Here is a 22,055-nt window from a genome sequence, read left to right on the forward strand (position 1 = left end):
GCCGCGTCCCTCCCCCACGGAGTGGCGGGGAGGGATTGAGGGTGGGAGGCCGCGCGGCGGTGACGACGAAAAAAGCGCGATGGCAATCTCGCCGCTCGCGACAAGGCGGAAGCGACTTACCCCTTCGCCGCGGCAGCCGCCTCGTGAATTTTCAGGAGCTGCTTGTCCGTCTCGGCCACACGCGCGACAGACGGCCGTGATCCGACGCGCTCGATATAGCCCGAAATTTCCGGCGTCACGGGCACGAGCCCGAAGCCGGTCGTCCAGCGCAGCGCCGTCGCCCACAGTATGTCGGCCGCAGTGAAGCGCGCGCCCAAAAGATACGGCCCCTTTGCGAGTTGCGTGTTGATGAGCGTCATGACGCCCTCGAAATCGCCATAGGGGCTCATGCTCTTCGGCGGCTCGTTCTTCATATGGCGGTCCATGATCGCCGGCTCGAAGGCCGAGCCGTAGAAGACGAGCCAGCGCAGATAGGGCCCGCGCAGCGGATCGCCGATTTCGGGCGCGAGATTCTTCTGCGGAAAGGCGTCGGCGAGATAAATGAAAATCGCCCCGAGCTCCGTAACCAGCGCGCCGTTATGCACGACGGCCGGCACCTTCCCGAGCGGGTTGACGGCGAGATAGTCGGGCTGTCGCTGCGCGCCGATCCTGAAATTGACGTCGCGCAGCGTGTAGGGCGCGTCCAGCTCCTCGAGCAAAATGAGCACGCTCGATGAACGCGTATTCGGGGAATGGAAAAAAATCAGATCGGAATCGCTCATCGCCTGCTCGGTCACCACCCTCTGGATCAGGGCACGAATAGAAGGAAAACATATGTCGCGAATACAACGAGATGCACAAGCCCCGTCAGCACGTTGGTGCGCCCGGCCCCGAAGCTGACGACCGAGAGCATCAGCGTCAGCAACAGCATGGCCGAGTCGCGCTGATTGAGGCCGAACATGATGTCCCGTTCGGTCGCGATGCCCATCAACGCCACGGCCGGCACGGTAAGTCCGATCGTCGCGACGACGGAGCCGAGCGCGCCGTTGAGACTCGTCTGCAGCGCGTTGCGATGCGCCGCGCGGAGCGAGTTGAGGGATTCCGGCAACAGGACGAGGGTAGAAACGATCGCTCCGGTGACCGGGTTCACCTCCTCGACGCCTCCCCATTTCAGCCCTTCTTCGAGCGCGGGAATGACGCGCTCGGCCAGAAGCGACACGCCAAGCAGGCTCGCGCCGAGACCGACGGCGGAGAACATTGTCTCGCCGCGCGACGGCTTCTCCTCACTATGACCGAGAGCCGCGGCGTGCGCGTCCAGAAAGTAAGAGCGGTGGCGGACGGTCTGGATAAAGAGAAAAGAACAGTAGAGCAGCATTGAAAGGACGCTGACAAAACCCAACTGCGCCGCGGACAGACTCGGGCCTCGCGTCGACGTCGTGTAATTCGGCAAGACAAGGGTGAGGATCGACAATGCGATGAGCACGGCAAGGTAAGCGCTCGCGCCCATCGGATGCAGCTCCTGCTCACCGTGGCGAAAGCCCCCCAGCAGCAGGCACAGGCCGACGAGCCCGTTGCATACGATCATGATCGCCGAGAACACCATTTCCCGCGCCTCGGTGGGGTCTTCGGCGCCATGCTCGATCATCGAGGCCATGATGGCGACCTCGATGATCGTGACGGAGATCGTCAGGACGAGCGTTCCCAACGGCTCCCCGACCCTCGCCCCGACGATCTCCGCATGCTGCAAGGCTGCGAAAACCGCGCCGATCACCATGGCCCCGGCCAGGAGCGGCGGCGCGAAGGCCAAAGCGGGATCGGTGTTGGCGATCCAGTTTTCCGAAGCCTTGAACACTCCGGCCAGTCCCAGCGCGAGCGCTGGGAAGACCAATCCGCCGATCGAGATCCGCCTCCCCTGCATCCTGCCCCCTTGCTCCCGATAGCGCCCAGACTTTGGAGCGGGGGCGGCTCGAGCGCAAGCGGCGCGGCGGCGCTTCGGCTCGCGGCCGCCGCCTGAGCCGCTGACGGCTCTTTTCATCGCCGCAAACGGGGCATAAATCTGGGGGCCATGACCCCTCCCCCCACAGCGCCGCGCGACCTCCCGCCCGAGGAAGACGAGGGCCTGGACGCAGCCGACTCGTCCCCCGAGCCCGACGACGCGCCCGCCCCGGAAGACGACGCGCCGCAAACGCCGGAGAGCGTGAAGCGCGGCGTCGCGGTCATCAAGAAATATTGGAAGCACGCGCCCAACGGCCCTGGCGTCTATCGCATGATCGCCGAGAATGGCGAGGTGCTCTATGTCGGCAAGGCCAAGAACGTCAGGAAGCGCGTCGCGAGCTATACGCGCCTCGCCGGCCATGTGAACCGCATCGCGCGCATGATCTCGGCCACCGTTTCCATGGTTTTCATCTCGGTGGAGACCGAAACCGAGGCGCTGCTGCTCGAGGCGAACCTCATCAAGCAGATGAAGCCCCGCTTCAACGTGCTGATGCGGGACGACAAGTCCTTTCCCTACATCCTCATCGCGCGCGACCACGCCGCGCCGCAGATCGCCAAGCATCGCGGCGCGCGAGTGCGCAAGGGCGACTATTTCGGCCCCTTCGCCAGCGTCTGGGCCGTCAACCGCGCGCTGAACGCTTTGGAGCGCGCCTTTCTCTTGCGCTCCTGCGCGCAGAGCTTCTACGACAATCGCACGCGCCCCTGCCTGCTTTACCAAATCAAACGCTGCGCGGGGCCCTGCACTGGCGAGATCTCGATCGACGACTACGCCGTGCTGGTGCAGGAGGCGCGCGACTTTCTCTCCGGCAAGAGCCGCAGCGTGCGCGAGCAGCTCGCGCACGAAATGACCGAAGCGGCCGAGAAACTGGAATTCGAGCGCGCTGCGCGGCTGCGAGACCGCATTTCGGCGCTGTCAGCCATTCAGGGCGCGCAGGGCGTCAACCCCCGCACAGTGGAAGAGGCCGACGTCTTCGCGATCGCCAAGGACGCCGGACGCTTCTGCATCGAGGCCTTCTTCTTCCGCGCCTATCAGAACTGGGGCAACCGCTCTTATTTCCCGCGCGCCGACGCGAGCCTCTCTGAATCGGAAGTGCTGGATTCCTTCCTCGCGCAATTCTACGACGAGCATCCTTCCGCGCGCTGCGTGCTACTTTCGCATCCAATCGAGGACAGCGCGCTTCTGGAGGACGCGCTCTCCGCGAAGCTGCGCCGAAGCGTCGACGTCATCGCGCCGCAGCGTGGCGAGAAGCGCGAGCTCGTGGAGCATGCGCTCAACAACGCCAGGCAGGCCTTGGGCCGCAAACTTGCGGAAGACGCCAGCCAACTCCGTTTGCTCGCGGCGCTGGGCGAGGTCTTCGGCCTGCCCGCCGCGCCCCGTCGCGTCGAGGTTTACGACAACTCGCACACCGGGGGTTCGCAAGCGATTGGAGCCATGGTCGTGGCGGGACCGTCGGGCTTCATGAAGGCGCATTACCGCACGTTCAACATCAAGAGCACGGACATCACGCCCGGCGACGATTACGGCATGATGCGCGAAGTGCTCACCCGCCGTTTCGCGCGTCTCGCGAAAGACGTGGAGAAAGACACAGACCCCGAAGCCTTCCCGGCGAAACCTGATCTGGTTCTGATCGACGGCGGCCGCGGGCAGTTCGACGTGGCGCGCGAGGTCTTGCGCGAGAGCGGCGTCGAAGGCGTGGCGCTCGCCTCCATCGCCAAGGGCCGCGACCGCGACGCGGGGCGCGAGCAGTTCTTCGCAGAGGGCCGCGAACCCTTCCGCCTGCCCCCGCACGACCCCGCGCTTTATTTCGTGCAGCGTCTGCGCGACGAAGCTCACCGCTTCGCCATCGGCACGCACCGCGCGCGCCGCAAGAAGGAGTTCACAAAGAATCCGCTGGATGAAATTCAGGGGATCGGACCGTCGAGAAAGCGCGCGCTGCTGCTCGCCTTCGGCTCGGCGAAGGGCGTCGCGCGGGCGGCGCTGTCGGACCTCGAAAAGACGCCCGGCATCAACAAGGCCACGGCGCGCATGGTGTACGACCATTTCCAGCGCGGCGACTGACGGAGCGCAACTTCCTTTCCTTCTCTTGATCGAAGCCTAGTTATAGGAAGCGCGCATTCCGCCGCCTCGCCCGAGAAGGCCTGGCAGATGAAAATATTCAGGGTGCTCCTTTTCTGTCTTGCATTACTGTCCTCGCTCGCCTGGGGCTCTGACTCTCTTGCGGAGCGCCAGCCAATCACAGCGGCCCCCAGCGTCGTCTACACGTTGCGCACCGGCATCGCCGAAGGTCGCCTCGTTTTCCTCGGCGTTGGCGGCGAGATCGAGGGCAAGGTCAATCCCGACCTTATTTTTCATGAGGGCGAAAGGGCGCAGGTAAACCTCGTCAATGGCGAGGGCGCCGAGCATGACATCGTCTTCGAGTTCTACGACGTTCGCTCCAATCGCGTCGTCGGCAAAGGCGCCAGCAGCACGACGTCCTTCGTTGCGGACAAGGTCGGCTCGTTTGCCTATTACTGCTCGGTTCCGGGGCATCGCGCCGCGGGCATGGTCGGCAAGATAAAGGTCGAGCCGGGGCCCCGAGGCAGGACGGCGCTCATCGCGCCGGACCTGTCGCGCGACCCTTCGGATCTGCCGCCGCCGATCCGCCAGCGCCCGCCCCGCAGGCTTCGCGTCGATCTCACGACCGAAGAATTGCAGGGCCGGCTGGACGACAAGACCACCTATCGCTTCTGGACCTTCGGCGGAAAGATTCCCGGCCCCTTCATCAGGGCGCGGCTGGGCGATACGCTCGAAGTCCATCTGAGAAACGACCCAAACAGCGTGTTGGCGCATTCGGTCGATTTTCACGGCGCCATCGCCCCCGGCGGCGGCGCGGAGGACACGCAGGCCTTTCCGGGAGAAGAGAAGGTCTTCAGCTTCAAGGCCCTTGTTCCCGGCCTCTTCGTCTATCATTGCGCGACGCCCAGCGTCGCCGACCATGTGGCGAACGGCATGTATGGGCTCCTGCTGGTCGAGCCGGAGGGCGGGCTGCCTGAAGCGGATCGGGAATTCTACGTCATGCAGGGCGAGCTCTACACGACCAAACCCTTCGGGACGGCGGGCCAGCAGGAGATGGATTATGAAAGGCTCATGTCCGAGCGCCCCAACTATTTCATTTTCAACGGCGCCGTTGGCGCGTTGACGAAAGAGCATCCGCTCCGCGCGGCGTCAGGTGAAAGCGTCCGCATCTTCTTCGGGGTCGGCGGCCCGAATTTCGCCTCCTCTTTCCATGTTATCGGGCAGATTTTCGACCGCGTGAGGGAAGGCGCAGGCCTTGCCGCCCGGTTACGGGACGAGCAGACGGTCGCAGTCCCGCCCGGGGGCGCAGCGGTCTTCGAACTCGATCTCAACCGCGCCGGCCATTATGTGCTTATCGACCACGCTCTCTCGCGAATGGAGCGCGGCCTCGTCGGCGATCTCATTGTCGAAGGATCGGGTCAGGATAAGCAAACCCACGAGCGCCGGGCGCGGAAGTGACAAGGCAGCCGCCAAGGGTCCGGCGGTGACGGCGAGGCGTTTCTTTAATGGCACTCAAAGGTCATGGTCGCGCGATGCCATTTTCGTAGCGCGAGATCTTCCGGCGATATCCAGAACTGATAGTCGCCATTGTCGCCGAAGGACCAGAACAGAAGGTCGTCGAAACCAAGTTGCAGGAGCAATAGCTTCCCCTCCTCGGCCTGCGCGCAGGCGTCGCCCTGGATGAAGACCGGCTGCCCAAATATCTGGTGCATGATGTCGATCGGCAGGAGATAACTGCGATTGACCAGTTCCCGCGCATGCGCCGGCAGCGTCTCGTAAATCTCGTCCTCCGCTGTTGCGACGGCGACGAGGGTCGCCCCCTCCAGCGTCTCGAACCGCTCGAAATAATAGGTCGAGGCGACGTCGTTGAATTCCTTGCGCAGGCGCTCGAGCCGCGCCCATAGGGCCGCGGCCTCGTCGTCCGTCATCCGGCTCCAGGGGACGCGCCCCTTCGCCCATGCGGCAAATTCCGTGACGAATTGCGAGAACGCCGCTTCCTGCGCGAGGAGTTTCGCGAGCGCGTCCGCCTTCTCGGCGCCGCCGGCGACAAGTTGTTCGCGCTTACTTTTCAGGCCCGCCGGCTCACCCTTGGCGAGCGCCTTTTCCAGCCCCTCTGCAAAGACGATCGTCGTACGCCACCATTGCGGACGAGGCGCGAGGCGTCCTGCAATCACCTCGCACACATTCGCAGGCAGAGCCGCGAAGGCCGCCGGATCGTCTCCTTTCGGCAACGTCGCGAACATCTGCGTCTTGAGATAATCGAGCGTGGTCTTGCCGTAATGGACCGTATATTCCGGAAACTCGGTCATGCGCGCCCAATAAAGGTCGAGCCGCGCCCGGTCGTCTTGCCCCATGAGGCTCCAGGGATCGCGTCCGCGCGTCCATTCCGTGACTTCGGCGGCGAAGGCCTCGAGTCCCCGCAGCGACCCATGCAGCTTTTCTATTCGGCTTGCATAGAGGGCGACGCTGGCCTCGGCCTTTTTAATCGCATCGACTGCCTTGCGGTTAGCTTCGTCCACCTTGCGCCGGGCGTGATCGAGTCCGTCATTGGATCGATCCTTGTTAACAGCTTGCCTGAGCCCAAACAGCAAGCGCGACAGCCCGCCCTTCCCGGCTCCCTGCTGATCCACGGCGCTCTGCGCCTCTTCGGCCGCCGCCGCGCCCTGCTGGCGCGCGTCTTCGAGCTTGCCCTGAACATAAGCGAGCATCTTGCGCTCGCCCTCCATCAGCTTCGGCGCATTTCTCACAGCGGCGTCCAGCTGATCGGCGACATAGATCGCGCAGCGCCACCAATCCGGGATGGGCGGACCGGCGAAAATGACGCCGGGCGACAAACTGCCTTTGCGGCGAACGAAATGTTTTCCCACAACGGCGTTCTGCGCGTCGAGCCGCTCCCATTCGTCGTCGCCTTCCCGCGTCTCGACGTCGAGCCGCGTGATATCCATCGGCCAGAAGGGAAAAAGCGCGCGCCCCTTTTGGTCGAGCGGCCATTCGGGATCGCCGCCTACGGTGGTCAAATCAGCCATTCCGGCAGGCGGCTGGGTTGGCGGTCCGCTCATGTGATGGGGCGCGCAGATCACGGCTCCCTTTCCGCCGACGAAGAAGGCCAGCGACCCTTCCTTCGGCAACGGCGCATCTCCCGCCTTCTCTGCGATTTCCGCGAGGTCGATCTGCGCGAGGAAATGCATGGGCTCGCCGGTTTCCGTCCGAGGCCATTGGGCGCCCCCTAGCCTCGGCGCGCCGCCGAACCAGCTTCGGGCGTTCCACCATTCGGGCCCCGGGTGGCGCGCGCGGCGCGAGAGGATGATTGCGGGGAGCGTGGAGGGCAAGGCTTCGTCTCTGGCGGAACTGTTGAAGACGATGGCGCGCACGCGTTAGCTTTGGCTGAATGAGGACGCCTCACTTGGCGTCCCGAGGTGGCGCCGCCCGCCGACCCTCGCTACTCTCGACCGCCATGCCTTTCTTCCGCATCCTTTACGACGCCTATCTCAAGTTCAACCGCGACGACGGCTGGGCCATCGCCAGCCATATTGCGCTCTCCATTCTCACCTCGCTGTTTCCATTTCTGATTTTCCTGACGGCGCTCGCCTCCTTCTTCGGCATCCAGGAGGAGGCGGACGCCGCGATCAAGCTGATCTTCGAGAACTGGCCGCCCACTGTCGCGAAGCCGATCGCGGCGGAAATCCGCAACGTCGTGTCCCAGCCGCGCGGGGGGCTGCTCACGGTTGGCGCCGTGCTTTCCATCTATTTCTCGTCGAGCGGCGTCGAGGCGCTGCGCGTCGCGCTCAACCGCGCCTACGATATCCGTGACACGCGGGCGTGGTGGCTGCTGAGGCTGGAGTCGATTCTCTATATTTTCCTCGGCGCGGCCTCGCTTCTCGCCATCGCCTTTCTGATGGTGCTGGCGCCGCTCGCAATCGCGCTCGCCGAAAAATTCCTGCCGGGCTTCATGCGCCAGATCGAGCCGCAGCTCGCCTCGCTTTACGCGCCCATCCGCTACGGCGTGACCTCCGCCACCGTCGGCGTCGCCGTGCTCGCGGCGCATGTCCTGCTGCCCGCGGGGCGGCCGCCTTTGCTCAACCTCGCGCCCGGTTTCATTCTCACCCTCGTCGCCTCGCTTGCCTTCGGCGCGGGATTCGGCGCTTATCTCGCGCGTTTTGCTGCGAGTTATGTCTCGACCTATGCGGGCCTCGCCTCGATCATGATCGCCATCGTTTTCCTGCAGACTCTGGCTGTGATCTTCATTTTCGGCGCCGAGCTGAATCAGGCCATCGTCAGGCCGGGCCCTTCGCCGGACGCGCTGCCGCCAAGCCAGGGTTAAGCGCGCCTTAACCGAGCTTTTTTACCCTGCCCAAGAGTCGGCGCGCCCTATCGGCGTCGCCGCGCCACGCGGGCTTTATCCTCTCATGCGCAGCCATCGATTTGGTCACTATTCCGAACAGGTCCGCGAATTCTCGGCCCGCCGATTCGCCGAGGCCGCCGGCGCGACGATGGTTGCGAGCGCCGGAGCCATGACGCTGGCGCTGGTGAGCTGGTCGGCGCACGACCCGTCGCTCAACCATGCGACCGGCGGCCATGTCCGCAACATTCTGGGCCATCCCGGCGCGGTCGTCGCCGATCTCCTGATGCAGCTCGTGGGCTTCGGCGCCATCGCCGCCATCGTGCCGCTCGCCATACAGGGCATGCGCATGGTCAAGCGCCGGCGCATCGAGCGCGCGACGCTGCGCCTCGGCCTCTGGGTCGCCGGCATTTTCGCGACCGCCGCGACCGCCTCGCTGCTGCCGGCCACCGACCGCTGGCCGCTGCCGACGGGCCTCGGCGGCGTCGCGGGCGACGCGATCCTCGCCGTGCCGCGCACCATCTTCGCCGGCTCCGGCGTCATCATGGCGATCTTCGGCCTCGCGGCGGCCTTCGTCGCCATCCTCTCGGTGAGCGGCGCCGCCGGACTCGGCTTCGAATCCCCCAACGACATCCGCGACGCGGCCTTCGAGGAAGACGAAGAGGATTTGCGCGCGCCCTACGCCGCCGAAGACGACGACGACCGCGCTGGCGAGCCCGGCTTCGCGCTGATCTTGCTCGGCGCGCTGATCCATCTTTGGCTGACGCTGAAAGGCGGCGTTCTTCGCCTGGTCGACCGCCTGAAGCGCCGCGCCGCCCTCCCCGCCGCTGAAGAGGCCGCGCCCGCCCATCCGCGCCGCGAACCGATTTTCGACGGCGAGGACAGCTACATGACCTACGCGCCCCGCCGCGCCCGCAATCTCGACCAGGATTACGAGGACGCGATGCCGGCCGCCGCCGTTCCCCCGGCCCGCGCCGCCGCTCCGGCGAGCGCGGCTCCGGCCCCTGCGCGCCGCGTCACCCGCCAGCCCATGCGCCAACCGGCGCCGGTTTCGCCCGACACCTACGAATATCCCGAACTCGAATTGCTCGCGGAGCCGAAGAAGCCCGCGCGCGGCGTCGAGATTTCCGAGGACATTCTCGAATCCAACGCCCGGGTTCTCGAAGGCGTGCTGGAAGACTTCTCGGTGCGCGGCGAGATCATCAATGTCCGCCCCGGCCCGGTCGTCACGCTCTACGAGCTGGAGCCCGCGCCGGGCATCAAGTCCTCGCGCGTGATCGGCCTCGCCGACGACATCGCCCGCTCCATGTCGGCGGTCTCGGCGCGCGTCGCCGTCGTTCCCGGCCGCAACGCCATCGGCATCGAGCTCCCGAACCAGCGCCGCGAGACGGTTTACCTCCGCGAACTCGTCGCGAGCGAAGACTTCATCCACTCGAACCACAAGCTCGCCATCGCGCTCGGCAAGACGATCGGCGGCGAACCGGTGATCGTCGACCTCGCCCGCATGCCGCATCTGCTCGTCGCGGGCACCACCGGCTCGGGCAAGTCGGTCGCGATCAACACCATGATCCTGTCGCTGCTCTACCGGCTGAAACCCGAAGAGTGCCGCCTGATCATGGTCGATCCGAAGATGCTGGAGCTGTCCGTCTACGACAACATCCCCCACCTCCTCACGCCCGTCGTCACCGACCCCAAAAAGGCGGTGGTCGCGCTCAAATGGGCCGTGCGCGAGATGGAGGACCGCTACAAGAAGATGTCGAAGGTCGGCGTCCGCAATATCGACGGCTATAACGCGCGCGTCGCGGAAGCGCAGGCCAAGGGCGAGACCATCACCCGCACCGTGCAGACCGGCTTCGACCGCGAGACCGGCGAAGCGATCTTCGAGCATGAGGAGATGGATCTCTCCGCCCTGCCTTATATCGTCGTCATCGTCGACGAGATGGCGGACCTCATGCTCGTCGCCGGAAAGGACATTGAAGGCGCGATCCAGCGCCTTGCGCAGATGGCCCGCGCGGCCGGCATCCACCTCATTATGGCGACGCAGCGTCCCTCGGTCGACGTCATCACCGGCACGATCAAGGCGAACTTCCCGACCCGCATCTCCTTCCAGGTGACGTCGAAGATCGACAGCCGCACCATTCTCGGCGAGATGGGCGCCGAGCAGCTCCTCGGCCAGGGCGACATGCTCTACATGGCCGGCGGCGGCCGCATCTCGCGCGTGCACGGGCCGTTCGTCTCGGACGCCGAAGTCGAGCATGTCGTCGCGCATCTGAAAGCCCAGGGCGCGCCGCAATATCTCGAAAGCATCACCTCGGAAGACGACGAGATGGGCGACGAGGGCGACGCCCCGGCGCCCGGCTCAATGGACGCGGAGGAAGGCGGCGACCTCTACGACCGCGCCGTCGCCATCGTCCTGCGCGACAAGAAATGCTCGACGAGCTACATCCAGCGCCGCCTGTCCGTCGGCTACAACAAGGCCGCCTCGCTCGTGGAGCGCATGGAGAAGGAAGGCGTTGTCAGCGCCCCGAACCATGCGGGCAAGCGGGAAATTCTGGTTGGCGGCGGGATCGATCGCGGAGCGTTCGATATCGAGGCGGCGGAGTAAGTCGGCCTCATTTTGTTGGCGAAACACCGAGGCGGCCTCGTGCTTCGAGATGCGAGCTTCGCTCGCTCCTCAGCATGAGGCCTAAGTGTCCGCCGATGAAGGAGCCCCTCATGCTGAGGAGCCTGCAAAGCAGGCGTCTCGAAGCGCGAGGGGCGTCAACACTTCATCAGCGGCTCACGGCTCCTCGAATCCGAACTCCCGCAGCGCCGCCCGATCCTCTTCGGTCACAAAGCTCACATCTTCCCGCCGAAACCGCCCGATGCTCTCCGGCCGCTCCACCAAAGCGTACATCGCCGGGCTCGGCGGCGCCTGAAAGCCGATCTCCTTCGCCAGCGCGTCGATCACGCCCTTCGGGTCCGTGCAGAGCCGGTCGAAATTCAGCACGGTCAGCTTCAGCCCCAGCCGCTTCGCGTCGCGCACGCCCTGCCGGTTGGCGCGGACCCAGAAGCGGAAGGACGCTTCCGCCGGGCCGAGCTTTTCCTGATCGATGAGATAGCGCCAGCCCCAGAGCCGCAACTGGTTCTGGTTGGAGCTGAAGGCCATGTCCAGGCCATGGCGGACGACCTGCACGTAGTGAAAGGCGCCGAAGCGCCTGGCGAGCGGCGCGAGGATGTGGAGGTTGTTGGGGTTCTTCCAGCCCCAGCCGGCGCGCAGCGCGTCCTGCGCGAGATAGGCGGCGTGCATCTCCCGCTCGAATCCTTCGAGCATCGAAGCAACCATCTCGTCGACCTCGACGCCGAAATCAAAGGGGAAGTCGTCGCCGGACGGCGCCGGACGCGGCCCCACGGCCATGGCGGCGTCCCGGATCAGCGGCAGGTTGCGCGCCATGAGCATATTGTCGTTGGCGTCGTTCCGCTCGGCGCCGATGAAAATGCCCGCCTCACGCAGAATGGCGGCGACGACCCGCGTGCCGCTGCCGCCCACCCCGCCGACGACGATCGGCGGCCCGTCGAAATATCTGGTCATGCAATCTCGCCCGCGGCTGAATTTACGGCACTATGGCAGGCCCCCGGCGCGCAAGTCGAGGGGATCCACGCCCCCAATTCGCCAACTTGTGTTACGAAGACGGCGCAGAGCCCTTCGAATCGGATTAGCGCCGTGAAACACACGCCCCTCGCCGCCCTCGCCCTCGCATTCGCGCTCGTCGCGCCGGCCATCGCCGAGGAGGCGAAGAAGGAGCCCGCCCCGGCCGCGGAAGCCAAACCGGCCGCGCCGGCGCCAGCCGACGCCAAGCCGGCCGACGCCAAGCCGGCGGATGCGAAGCCGGCGGATGCGAAGCCCGCCAAGGGCAAGAAGGGCGCGAAACCCGCCCCCGCCGCCAAGAATGGCGATCCCGTCCAGCTCACCAACCCGGCCGCCCCCGCCGAGCAGCCCAAGCCCCTCAACCGCGAAGAGGCGATCAAGCGCGCCAACGCCTTCTTCAACGCCTCGCCGGTGATGACGGCCGACTTCGTGCAGATCGGAAATGACGGCAAGCGCTCCGAGGGCAAGCTGCACGTCCAGCGCGCCGGCCGCGTGCGCTTCGAATACGCGCAGCCCGCGACCATGGAGGTCGTCGCCGACGGCGCGCAGGTCGCGATCCGCGACCGCAAGCTCGGCACGCAGGACCTTTATTTTATCAATCAGACGCCGCTCAAATTCCTGATGAAGGAAAAGATCGACCTCGAAAAGGACGTGACCGTCCAGGACGTCCAGATCGACGATTCCGGCGTGACGATCTTCATCGAGGACAAGGCGACCTTCGGCGGCACCTCGCATCTGCGGCTGATCTTCGATCCGAAGACCTTCAAGCTGAAGCAGTGGCAGGTGAAGGACCCGCAGGGCTACGAGACGCTGATCACGCTGTTCAACATCGACCAGACGAAGACGCCGGACCCCGCCTTGTTCAAAATCAACAAATAAGGCCGCCGCTCACTCGCCCTTGAAGACTGGCGCGCGCTTTTCGAGAAAGGCCGCGACGCCCTCCCTGTAGTCGGCGCTCTCATAGGCGCGCCGGCGCGTCTCCTGAACGCGCTCGAAGACTTGCGCGGCGATCGGCTGGTAGTCGCTCAAAATGTGAAGCTGCTCCTTGATCGCCGCCATGGCGAGTGGCGCTTTCGCCGCCATCTTCCGGGCCAGCGCCATCGTGTGCGCCTCGAGCTCCGCTGCCGGCACGAGATGGTTGATGATCCCCCATTCCAGCGCGGTGTCCGCGTTGGCGGATGCGGCGGTGAAGAAAAGCTCCTTGATGACGTTCGCGCGCAGCCTGCCAGTAAAATGCAGAAGGCCGGTCGTGTTGTAGGGCAGCCCCAGATTGACCGGCGTGATCGCGAAGGTCGCCGTCTCGTCGGCGATCACGAGGTCGCAGCTCAGAACGAGATCGAACGCTCCGCCCCAGACGGAACCATGCACCATGGCGACCACCGGACCGGGAAAGCTGCGGATCGCGCGGAGCGTTTCCTCGAGCGGGTCGGCGTAACTCAAGGGGTCGCGGCCGGCTTGCGGCAACTCGCCAATGTCGTGCCCAGCCGACCAGACTTTCATGTCCGGCGCGGCGCGCAGGACCACAACGCGGATCTTTTGCGCGGCGAAGCGCGCGAAGGCGTCGGTCAAGGCGCCCATCAAGTCCCGGCTGAGCGCGTTGCGCTTCGCGGGATTTCGCAAGGCGATGACGCCGATATATTCGTCGACGGAGACGGAGATCAGGCCGGGCTTTTCCATCTCGCTGCTATCGGTCATCGCGGCGCGCTCCAGATTCTTTGGCGGCCGAACGATAGCCCGTCCGAAGCGCCGCGATAGCAAGGTTGCGGCAGAGCGTTAATGCGGCGTCAACGCTCCTCTGCGCGCATCGAGCCCGGGCGCTCGACACAGACATCGTTTTTGGCGCCGCTGTGTTAGATTCGCGATCGCTTGATTTCGATTAATCGCTTCGGCCTGCGGGCCAAGTCTCCTGGAGACAAAAGATGAAGAAGCTGGCGATCTCTCTCGCGCTCGTTCTGGCCTCGCATGCGGCAGAAGCCGGCGTCGTTCCGGTGGCGACCCGTCCGATCGAGATGGGCGGGGGCGCGACCTGGCTGATGTTCGGTTACGACAATAACGGCGGCGCCTGGATCGAGGAAATGGACATGAACGGCTATACGAGCGGCGACTGGACGACCTACCCCAAATTCCCGCTCGCCAGGCTTCGTTTCGACCCGGCCAGCCGGCAAATCCTGTTCGGCCGCGTCGTCTGCGCCAATGTCGTGCCGATGGCGGCGGGGACCAGCGTGATCAATACTGGCCGCTGTCGCCTGCACTCCTCCATCCGCGACATGGGCCCCGACGGGCCGCGGCTCGAAAGCATCGTGATGGACGTCCGCTAGCGGTCAATCGCGAATGCCGGCCTGTATCGAGAAGATGTCGTAGGGCGGGGCGTTTGCGCCATTGGCGTAGCCGAGCGCCTGCGCATCTGGCTCTCCGGGAACTAGGCGGCGTGTCAGTTTGCCGACCTCGCCGCCATAGACGTGAAGGACGATCGCCAATTCATCGCTGGAAGGATTGGTCAGGGCGACGTCGGCGGCGCCCGATCTGAGAGTCGCAACCGCGCCTTTCTCCAGCGACTTTCGGGCGCCCGGATCGCCGGCAGGGCCGTGGCCCGCCACGCCAGCAGACACGCCCATAATTTCCCATCCTGAGTGTGAAACCGCGAGCGCGGCGCCGCCCGCGAGCACCGTGCCGACGACGCAGAAGCGCTCCATGGCGTCGATGTAAATTTGATACTGTCCCCCGCCGGAGATCGGCTCGGAGAACGCCGCGGGCAGGAAATTCGGGCTCGCGATCAGCCGCGCCATGAGATCGCGGCCGATCATGAGGATCTCCCGCTCGCTTTCCGCAAGCTCCACCACGGATTGAATGTCCCAGATGAATCTTCTAAGGGCCTCGGGGACAGGGCCTCTCGCATCCCGCGCTGTCTCAACGCCCGCATTCATGGCTTGCTTGTCCCTCCCCGCCTGGCCTGGGAGAATGCAATGAGCGAGCCATGCGAACGCCCGCGGCATGGGAATTGAACGAGGCGCTAGATTGATATGCGGAGCGTCGCGCATTGAAAACCGACTACATCCCGGAGCTCAGCGAAGTCCGCATGGTGCGCCGGGCGCCGGAGCGACCCTTTCTCCTGAGCGGCGACGATGCCCGCTACATCGAGACCTGCCTGCGCGGCGTCGAGACGGCCTTCGACTTGGAGGCCTTTCCGGGCGCGTCATTGGCGACCCTTCCCGGCCGCAACTTGATCGGCAAGTTCATCCACTGGTGGCGCGCGCTCGAACCGCAAGACGAGCGCCAGCGCGAGGCGCATGCGCGATTGCCTGGCGCCATCCGATTGCTCGACACCGTCTCGGCGTTGATGGAGGAGATGGCGCAAAGCCGGCGGTCGCGCTCCACCTGAGCGCGCCGCCGCTGGTCTGCCTTAAGCCGCGGCCTTCTTCGGGGTCAGAAGCTTGCGGTTCATCAGCACTTCCGCGATCTGCACGGCGTTGAGCGCCGCGCCCTTGCGGAGATTGTCGCTGACGCACCAGAGCACGAGGCCATTGTCGACCGTCGGGTCTTCGCGGATGCGCGAAATATAGGTCGCGTCCTCGCCCGCCGCCTCATGCGGCGTGATGTAGCCGCCCGGCTCGCGCTTGTCGATCACGAGCACGCCGGGGGCCTCGCGCAGAATGTCGCGCGCCTCGTCGGCGCTGATCGGGTTCTCGAACTCGATGTTCACCGCTTCGGAGTGCGAGATGAAGACCGGCACGCGCACGCAGGTGGCGACGAGCTTGATCTTCGGGTCGAGGATCTTCTTCGTCTCCGCGACCATCTTCCACTCTTCCTTGGTGAAGCCGTCTTCCATGAAGACGTCGATCTGCGGAATGAGGTTGAAGGCGATGCGCTTGGGGAATTTCTTGGCTTCGACCGGATCGGAAACAAAGACGGAGCGCGTCTGCGCGAAAGCTCGTCCATGGCGTCCTTGCCGGCGCCCGAGACCGACTGATAGGTCGAGACGACGACGCGCTTGATCTTCGCCTTGTCGTGCAGCGGCTTCAGCGCCACGACGAGCTGCGCGGTGGAGCAGTTCGGATTGGCGATGATGTTCTTCTTGCGGAAGCCCGCGACGGCGTCGGCGTTCACTTCCGGCACGATCAGCGGCACCTCGGCGTCGTAGCGCCAGGCCGAGCTGTTATCGATGACGACACAGCCCTGCGCGCCGATCCGGGGCGACCATTCCTTCGACACCGACCCGCCCGCGGACATCAGACAGATATCCGTGTCCGAGAAGTCGTACGTGTCGAGATGCTTGCACTTCAGCGTCTTCTCGCCGAAGGAAACCTCCAGGCCGATCGAGCGCGACGAGGCGAGCGGCACGACTTCCGACACGGGGAATCGGCGCTCGGCCAGAATGTCCAGCATTTCGCGGCCCACATTGCCTGTGGCGCCGACGATCGCGACCTTATACGCCATGATTTTCTCCAGCCGGCGGCTCCCGGCGCGTCAACTAGAAGGCGAAGCCCGTTCCCATATTGCCGGACGGGCTGACGGTGACGGGCGGTTTCGACGACGAATCCGTGTCGTCCTGCTTGTCCTTGGGTTTGGGCGGCGCTTTGCCCGGCGACCAGCCTTCGAGTTCGCCGAACTGGCGGTTCGGAACGCCGGACGAAGCAGCGGGCTTGCCGGGCGCGCTTTGCTGGGCGGCGGCGTCCGCGCCCTTCTTGCCCTTGCCGCGCTTCACCTGAACCGACGGGGCCCCGCCGGTGTCGAGCGCCTTGGGATCGAGCTGCAGCTCCTGGGCGACGGCGGCGCCGCCGAAAGCGAGAGCGGCGACGAGGAGAGAACCGCGAAAACGACGCGCGCAAAGACGCATGGCTTTGTCTCCGAGAAAATAACGCGTCGTCCTAGCGCCGCGCGGCGGCGGGATCAAGGCGCCCCGGTTTAAACGCCGAGGCGCCGCTAGAAATCAGCCCTCCTGGCGGGCGATCGCCATGTTCTTCAGCTCCGCGATCGCCTTGGCGGGCGAGAGACCCTTGGGGCAGACCTTGGTGCAGTTCATGATCGTATGGCAGCGATAGAGGCGGAAGGTGTCGTCGACATAGCCGAGACGCTCATCCTTGGCCTCGTCGCGCGAATCCGAGACCCAGCGATGCGCCTGAAGCAGCGCGGCCGGGCCGAGGAAGCGGTCGGAGTTCCACCAATAGCTCGGACAGGCGGTCGAGCAGCAGGCGCAGAGGATGCACTCGTAAAGGCCGTCGAGCTTGGCGCGGTCCTCCGGCGACTGGAGCCGCTCCTTCTCGGGATTGGCGCCGGCATGCAGCCAGGGCTCGATCGCCGCGTGCTGCTCGTAGAAGATGGTGAGGTCGGGCACGAGGTCCTTCACCACGCCCATATGCGGCAGCGGGTAGAGTTTGATCGGCCCCTCGATCTCGTCCATGCCCTTGGTGCAGGCGAGCGTGTTCACGCCGTCGATGTTCATCGAGCAGGAGCCGCAAATGCCCTCGCGGCAGGAGCGGCGGAAGGTCAGCGTCGGATCGACCTTGTTCTTGATCCAGATGATGCCGTCCAGCACCATCGGCCCGCAATCGTCCGTATCGACGAAGAAAGTGTCGATGCGCGGATTGGCGTCGCTATCGGGATTGTAGCGATAGATCTTGTATTCGCGCAGATTGGACGCGCCTTCGGGCTTCGGCCAGACCTTGCCTTCGCCGATGACGGAGTTCTTGGGAAGGGTGAATTCGACCATCTCAGTACACCCGCGCCTTCGGCTCGATATAAGCGACTTCGTTCGTCATCGTGTAGCTGTGCACGGGGCGGTAATCGATGGACACCGTCTTCTTGTCGCGGTCGATCGTCGCCAGCGTGTGCTTCATCCAGTTCTTGTCGTCGCGGTCGGGGAAGTCCTCGCGCGCATGGGCGCCGCGCGATTCCTTGCGGTTGGCGGCGGATTCGATCGTCACCGCCGCCTGCACGATGAGATTGTCGAACTCCAGCGTCTCGACGAGATCGGAGTTCCAGATCAGCGAGCGGTCGGAGACCTTCACGTCGGCCGCTTCCCGCCAGACTTCATGCACGCCAGCGACGCCCTCGGCCAGCACCTCGCCCGTGCGATAGACCGCGCAATGCGACTGCATCGTGCGCTGCATCTTGTCGCGCAGCGTCGCCGTCGAAAGCGACCCGTTGGCGTTGCGCGCGAAGTCGAGACGCGAGAGCGGCAGCTCGGCGGAATCCGCGGGCAGCTCCGGCTGCGACTGGCCGGGCTTCACCAGCTCCGCGGCGCGCAGGCCGGCCGCGCGGCCGAACACGACGAGGTCGATCAGCGAATTGGAGCCGAGGCGGTTCGCGCCATGCACCGAGACGCAGGCCGCTTCGCCCAGCGCCATCAGGCCCGGCACGACGGAATCCGGATCGCCGTTCTTCTTGCGTCAGCACTTCGCCGTGATAATTCGTCGGGATGCCGCCCATGTTGTAATGCACGGTCGGCAGGATCGGGATCGGCTGGCGCGTGACGTCGACGCCCGCGAAGATCTTGCGCGCTCTCGGAAATGCCCGGCAGACGCTCGTGCAGGATCGCCGGGTCGAGATGCTCGAGATGCAGGAAGGCGTGGTCCTTGCGCTTGCCGACGCCGCGGCCCTCGCGGACTTCGATGGTGATCGCGCGCGAGACCATGTCGCGCGGCGCGAGATCCTTCACGGACGGCGCGTAGCGCTCCATGAAGCGCTCGCCCTCGCTGTTCGTCAGATAGCCGCCCTCGCCGCGCGCGCCCTCGGTGATGAGGCAGCCCGCGCCGTAAATGCCGGTCGGATGGAACTGCACGAACTCCATGTCCTGCAGCGGCAGGCCGGCGCGCAGCACCATGGCGTTGCCGTCGCCCGTGCAGGTGTGCGCCGAGGTCGCGGAGAGATAGGCGCGGCCATAGCCGCCGGTCGCGAGAATGGTGAGCGCGGCGGAAAGCGATGGATCGTCCCGTCGTCGAGTTTGAGCGCGACGATGCCGCGGCAGGCGCCCTCGGCGTCCATGATGAGGTCGATGGCGAAATATTCGACGAAGAACTTCGTCTCGTGCTTCAGCGCCTGCCCATACAGCGTGTGCAGCATGGCATGGCCGGTGCGGTCGGCGGCGGCGCACGTGCGCTGCGCCGGCGGGCCCTTGCCGAAATCCGTGGTCATGCCGCCGAAGGGGCGCTGATAGATCTTGCCCTCATTCGGTGCGCGAGAAGGGCACGCCCCAATGCTCGAGCTCGTAGACGGCCTGCGGCGCGTTGCGGCACAGATATATCGATCGCGTCCTGGTCGCCCAGCCAGTCCGACCCCTTGACGGTGTCGTACATGTGCCATTTCCAGTCGTCCGGCCCCATGTTGCCGAGCGCCGCGGCGACGCCGCCCTGGGCCGCGACCGTGTGCGAGCGCGTCGGAAAACCTTGGTCACGCAGGCGACGTTCAGGCCCGCCTCGCAGCGCACGGCGCGACCCGGCGCGCGCGCCCACAGCGCGTGTCGAATCCCGCCAACGATGTGCTGGAATATCGCCCAGGAGATGACGAAGACGATCAGTCCGCCGATAAGGCCCGAGGCCAACCAGCCGGTCAGCGCATGCAGCCAGCCGCCGAACCCGGCGCCGAGAAGATAGAGCCCCATCAACGCCATGCCGACATAGAGCCCGGCGCCGGAAATGCGATGCGCCATCGACATCGCCATGGTGAGCCAAGGCTTGAAAATGGTCAGATGCGGCGACAGCGGGCGCTGTGCGGCGCGCTCGTCCGTTCCGGCGTTTGCCATGCGTGTCCCTCTCGCGCGCTTTTCGGAATGAGTCCGAAAAGGCTTCCTAAAGAGTGGATAATTCAAATGGTGCGGCGCCGCAACTAGGCCATCGCCGCGACCGCGCCACGCGGGAAATTTCGGCGAGGCACAAGCACAAAAGCCCCGCAGTGCGGGGCTTTTGCTTTGCTTGCCAGCAGACGGGATCAGTAGCGCGCCATAATCGGAGCGGCGGCACCCCAATTCAGGCGGTAGTTCACGCCGGCTCGCACCGTGTGGAAGGGCACGTGGTGCTCGGCGAGATTGGCGCCGCCCCAGCGCTCGCTGCCAAGGTCGGTGAAGAGATATTCGGCCTTGACCGACCAGTTCGGCAGGACAGCGTATTCGACGCCGCCGCCAGCCGACCAGCCGATGGCGCCGGCATGCAGCGTGCCGAACGGGCCGTAATTCATACGCAGATCGCCATAGGCGAAACCGCCCGTGCCATAGACCATGAGCTGCGACCAGCCCGGCATCGTCAGGCCCACGCGGGCGCGCACCGTGCCGAAATCATCGACGCCGCGGCCGACGCCGCCCCACCAGCCGCCATTGCCGCTGCTGATGCTCGTGCCCTGGAAGTCGGCCTCGAGACCGATGACGAACATCGGCGTGAGCTGGAAGTTGTAGCCCACCTGCCCGCCGCCGACGACGCCGCCGCCCGACGAGCCGCCGCCATTGCCAGCCGCGTAGGTCGGAACCCAGACGATTCCGTTGAAGGCCGTTCCCCAGCCGGTGCGGTTGAAGTCCTGGGTCCAGCCGCCGCCGATGTTGGCGCCGATATAGAAGCCGGTCCAGCTGAACGCGGGCGGAGGCGGCGCATAGACCGGGGCCTCCTTGGTGGACGGCAGATCCGCCGCGAAAGCCGGGACGGAGGCAAGCATCGCCGCTACAATGCCGAAGCCAATCTTTTTCATTTCATATGCCTTGTTTCTGAGCATCTCTGCATTTCGAGTCGCCGCCCCGACCAAGAAGCGTTCACAATGTGGTCATAAAAAAGGCAACTCGGACATCGTCGCGAAGCGGTCCGTCGATAGATCGACGATGTTGCAGCGGCGCAACGGCGCGCATCCTATCGGCGCAGCAATCGCGCCGATAACAAGAGCGCGGCGAGCGCGAGGCCCGCGAAGCCGGCGCCGGCCGCGAATGTCGCCCCGGGTCCGTACAGATCCCACAATTTCCCGGCGGCGAAACTCGCCGCAAGCAGGGCGAGACCGCTCGTGAGGTTGAAGACGCCGAAGGCCGTGCCCCGCAAGCCGCCTGGAGCGGTGTCGGCGACGAGCGCAGCGAAGAGGCCCTGGGTGAGGCCCATATGCAGGCCCCAAAGGGCGACGCCGATCCAGACCAGCGGTTGCGCCTCAGCGTAAGCCAGCACAGCGTCGGCGACGATCAGCAGAACAAGCCCTGCGACGAGGGGCTTGATGCGGTCGCCGCGATCGGAGAAGACGCCGGCCGGATAGGACGCCCCCGCATAGACGACATTCATCGCCACGAGGACCAGAGGCGCAAGCGCGTTCGGCAGGCCGACGGACTGCGCCTTGAGAATCAGGAAGGCCTCCGAAAACCGGGCCAGGCTGAAAGCGGTCGAGACCGCGACCACGAGCCAGAAGTCGCCGCCGAGGCCCTTGAGTTCGTCCCAATGCAACGGAAAACGGGCCGGCCGCGCGGGACGCGTCTCCTCGGGCTCGCGGACGCCGAGGGCGAGGACGGCCACGGCGAGAATCGCGGGTATGCAGGCGACCCAGAAGACGGCGCGGAAATCGTCCACCGTCGCCCACATGACGAGAATCGCCACCGCCGGGCCGAGAAAGGCGCCGACCGTGTCGAGCGACTGGCGCAGGCCGAACGCCGCGCCGCGCAGCTCCGGCGGCGTGACGTCCGCGACGAGCGCGTCACGCGGTGCGCCGCGAATCCCCTTGCCCACACGGTCGATGAAGCGCGCGGCCGTCACCCAGCCGACATTGGGGGCGAGCGGAAACATGGGCTTCGTCGCCGCCGCGAGGCCGTAGCCGAGAATGGCGAGCAGCTTGCGGTTGCCGAACCAGTCCGAGACCGCGCCGGAAAAGATCTTCACAATCGACGCGGTGGCCTCCGCGACGCCCTCGATCACCCCGACTTGCGCCATCGAGGCGCCCATGGACGAGACGAGATAGATCGGCAGCAGCGCGTGGATCATCTCGGACGAGAAATCCATCAGCAGCGAGACGACCCCGAGCGCCCAGACGCTCGAATGGATCTGGCGTAGGCGCGAAAAGCGGATCGTCGTGTCGTCGGTCATTGGAAACCCCGCGCCGTTGCTTCGCGG

17 protein-coding genes and 3 pseudogenes are annotated in these 22,055 nt (G+C 65.5%); 7 read left to right on the top strand and 13 right to left on the bottom strand.

The annotated features are described in order from the left end of the window. Positions 1 to 116: 116 nt before the first annotated feature. Both ACPFMJ_RS04450 and ACPFMJ_RS04455 read right to left on the bottom strand, forming a co-directional pair. Positions 117 to 761 carry a glutathione S-transferase family protein gene (locus tag ACPFMJ_RS04450; protein WP_424362656.1) on the bottom strand — a complete coding sequence of 215 codons (645 nt, stop codon included), beginning with the start codon at positions 759 to 761 and terminating at the stop codon, positions 117 to 119. Between the two features lie 26 nt (positions 762 to 787). Next, on the bottom strand, positions 788 to 1,897 hold the full coding sequence (locus ACPFMJ_RS04455; protein WP_424362657.1) for a calcium:proton antiporter: 1,110 nt from the start codon (positions 1,895 to 1,897) through the stop codon (positions 788 to 790). Between the two features lie 147 nt (positions 1,898 to 2,044). Here ACPFMJ_RS04455 and uvrC point away from each other — a divergent pair, with 147 nt between their 5' ends. Both uvrC and ACPFMJ_RS04465 read left to right on the top strand, forming a co-directional pair. Next, positions 2,045 to 4,033: an excinuclease ABC subunit UvrC gene (uvrC, locus tag ACPFMJ_RS04460; protein WP_424362658.1), complete on the top strand. Its 1,989-nt coding sequence runs from the start codon at positions 2,045 to 2,047 to the stop codon at positions 4,031 to 4,033. Between the two features lie 87 nt (positions 4,034 to 4,120). Next, positions 4,121 to 5,488 carry a multicopper oxidase domain-containing protein gene (locus ACPFMJ_RS04465; RefSeq protein WP_424362659.1) on the top strand — a complete coding sequence of 456 codons (1,368 nt, stop codon included), beginning with the start codon at positions 4,121 to 4,123 and terminating at the stop codon, positions 5,486 to 5,488. A 44-nt stretch (positions 5,489 to 5,532) separates the two neighbouring features. On the opposite strand, the gene ACPFMJ_RS04470 is transcribed toward ACPFMJ_RS04465, so the two are convergent. Further along, positions 5,533 to 7,401, bottom strand: a complete 1,869-nt coding sequence (locus ACPFMJ_RS04470; RefSeq protein WP_424362661.1) for a DUF1963 domain-containing protein — start codon at positions 7,399 to 7,401, stop codon at positions 5,533 to 5,535. Between the two features lie 83 nt (positions 7,402 to 7,484). Between ACPFMJ_RS04470 and ACPFMJ_RS04475 the strand changes: the two genes are divergently transcribed. Together ACPFMJ_RS04475 and ACPFMJ_RS04480 are read left to right on the top strand one after the other, a co-directional pair. After that, a complete protein-coding gene (locus ACPFMJ_RS04475) occupies positions 7,485 to 8,351 on the top strand; it encodes a YihY/virulence factor BrkB family protein (protein ID WP_424363787.1) in 867 nt (288 codons plus the stop codon). A gap of 85 nt (positions 8,352 to 8,436) precedes the next feature. Continuing rightward, positions 8,437 to 10,974 (top strand): DNA translocase FtsK, encoded by a 2,538-nt coding sequence (locus tag ACPFMJ_RS04480; protein ID WP_424362662.1) that lies wholly within the window; start codon positions 8,437 to 8,439, stop codon positions 10,972 to 10,974. 174 nt (positions 10,975 to 11,148) lie between these two features. Here ACPFMJ_RS04480 and ACPFMJ_RS04485 read toward each other — a convergent pair whose 3' ends face one another. After that, positions 11,149 to 11,940, bottom strand: coding sequence for a sulfotransferase (locus ACPFMJ_RS04485; RefSeq protein ID WP_424362663.1), 792 nt, complete (start codon positions 11,938 to 11,940; stop codon positions 11,149 to 11,151). A gap of 132 nt (positions 11,941 to 12,072) precedes the next feature. On the opposite strand from ACPFMJ_RS04485, the gene ACPFMJ_RS04490 reads away from it, so the two are divergent. Next, positions 12,073 to 12,876 (top strand): outer-membrane lipoprotein carrier protein LolA, encoded by an 804-nt coding sequence (locus tag ACPFMJ_RS04490; RefSeq protein WP_424362664.1) that lies wholly within the window; start codon positions 12,073 to 12,075, stop codon positions 12,874 to 12,876. A gap of 9 nt (positions 12,877 to 12,885) precedes the next feature. Here ACPFMJ_RS04490 and scpB read toward each other — a convergent pair whose 3' ends face one another. Next, the gene (scpB, locus tag ACPFMJ_RS04495; protein ID WP_424362665.1) at positions 12,886 to 13,692 is read right to left on the bottom strand and encodes a methylmalonyl-CoA decarboxylase; all 807 of its coding nucleotides are present in this window, start codon (positions 13,690 to 13,692) and stop codon (positions 12,886 to 12,888) included. A 224-nt stretch (positions 13,693 to 13,916) separates the two neighbouring features. On the opposite strand from scpB, the gene ACPFMJ_RS04500 reads away from it, so the two are divergent. Then, positions 13,917 to 14,315 carry a hypothetical protein gene (locus tag ACPFMJ_RS04500; protein ID WP_424362666.1) on the top strand — a complete coding sequence of 133 codons (399 nt, stop codon included), beginning with the start codon at positions 13,917 to 13,919 and terminating at the stop codon, positions 14,313 to 14,315. 3 nt (positions 14,316 to 14,318) lie between these two features. Here ACPFMJ_RS04500 and ACPFMJ_RS04505 read toward each other — a convergent pair whose 3' ends face one another. Next, entirely contained in the window at positions 14,319 to 14,921 is a 603-nt protein-coding gene (locus tag ACPFMJ_RS04505) for a hypothetical protein (protein WP_424362667.1), read from the bottom strand. Between the two features lie 113 nt (positions 14,922 to 15,034). Between ACPFMJ_RS04505 and ACPFMJ_RS04510 the strand changes: the two genes are divergently transcribed. Continuing rightward, on the top strand, positions 15,035 to 15,376 hold the full coding sequence (locus ACPFMJ_RS04510) for a hypothetical protein (protein ID WP_424362668.1): 342 nt from the start codon (positions 15,035 to 15,037) through the stop codon (positions 15,374 to 15,376). Between the two features lie 65 nt (positions 15,377 to 15,441). On the opposite strand, the pseudogene ACPFMJ_RS04515 reads toward ACPFMJ_RS04510, so the two are convergent. The 7 genes and pseudogenes from ACPFMJ_RS04515 to ACPFMJ_RS04545 form a co-directional block, all read right to left on the bottom strand. Further along, positions 15,442 to 16,431 (bottom strand): annotated as a pseudogene (locus ACPFMJ_RS04515) (aspartate-semialdehyde dehydrogenase); the annotation flags it as partial. Positions 16,432 to 16,465: 34 nt separating this feature from the next. Beyond that, positions 16,466 to 16,831: a hypothetical protein gene (locus ACPFMJ_RS04520; RefSeq protein ID WP_424362669.1), complete on the bottom strand. Its 366-nt coding sequence runs from the start codon at positions 16,829 to 16,831 to the stop codon at positions 16,466 to 16,468. A 93-nt stretch (positions 16,832 to 16,924) separates the two neighbouring features. Continuing rightward, positions 16,925 to 17,704, bottom strand: coding sequence for a succinate dehydrogenase iron-sulfur subunit (locus ACPFMJ_RS04525; RefSeq protein ID WP_424362670.1), 780 nt, complete (start codon positions 17,702 to 17,704; stop codon positions 16,925 to 16,927). 1 nt (position 17,705) lies between these two features. Beyond that, positions 17,706 to 19,411 (bottom strand): annotated as a pseudogene (gene sdhA, locus ACPFMJ_RS04530) (succinate dehydrogenase flavoprotein subunit); the annotation flags it as partial. Between the two features lie 90 nt (positions 19,412 to 19,501). After that, positions 19,502 to 19,735 (bottom strand): annotated as a pseudogene (locus ACPFMJ_RS04535) (succinate dehydrogenase, cytochrome b556 subunit); the annotation flags it as partial. Between the two features lie 185 nt (positions 19,736 to 19,920). Next, entirely contained in the window at positions 19,921 to 20,667 is a 747-nt protein-coding gene (locus ACPFMJ_RS04540) for an outer membrane protein (RefSeq protein WP_424362671.1), read from the bottom strand. A 155-nt stretch (positions 20,668 to 20,822) separates the two neighbouring features. Further along, positions 20,823 to 22,028: an MFS transporter gene (locus ACPFMJ_RS04545; protein WP_424362672.1), complete on the bottom strand. Its 1,206-nt coding sequence runs from the start codon at positions 22,026 to 22,028 to the stop codon at positions 20,823 to 20,825. Between the last annotated feature and the right edge of the window lie 27 nt (positions 22,029 to 22,055).

Source organism: Methylocystis parvus (assembly GCF_049675845.1).
Classification (GTDB): domain Bacteria; phylum Pseudomonadota; class Alphaproteobacteria; order Rhizobiales; family Beijerinckiaceae; genus Methylocystis; species Methylocystis parvus_A.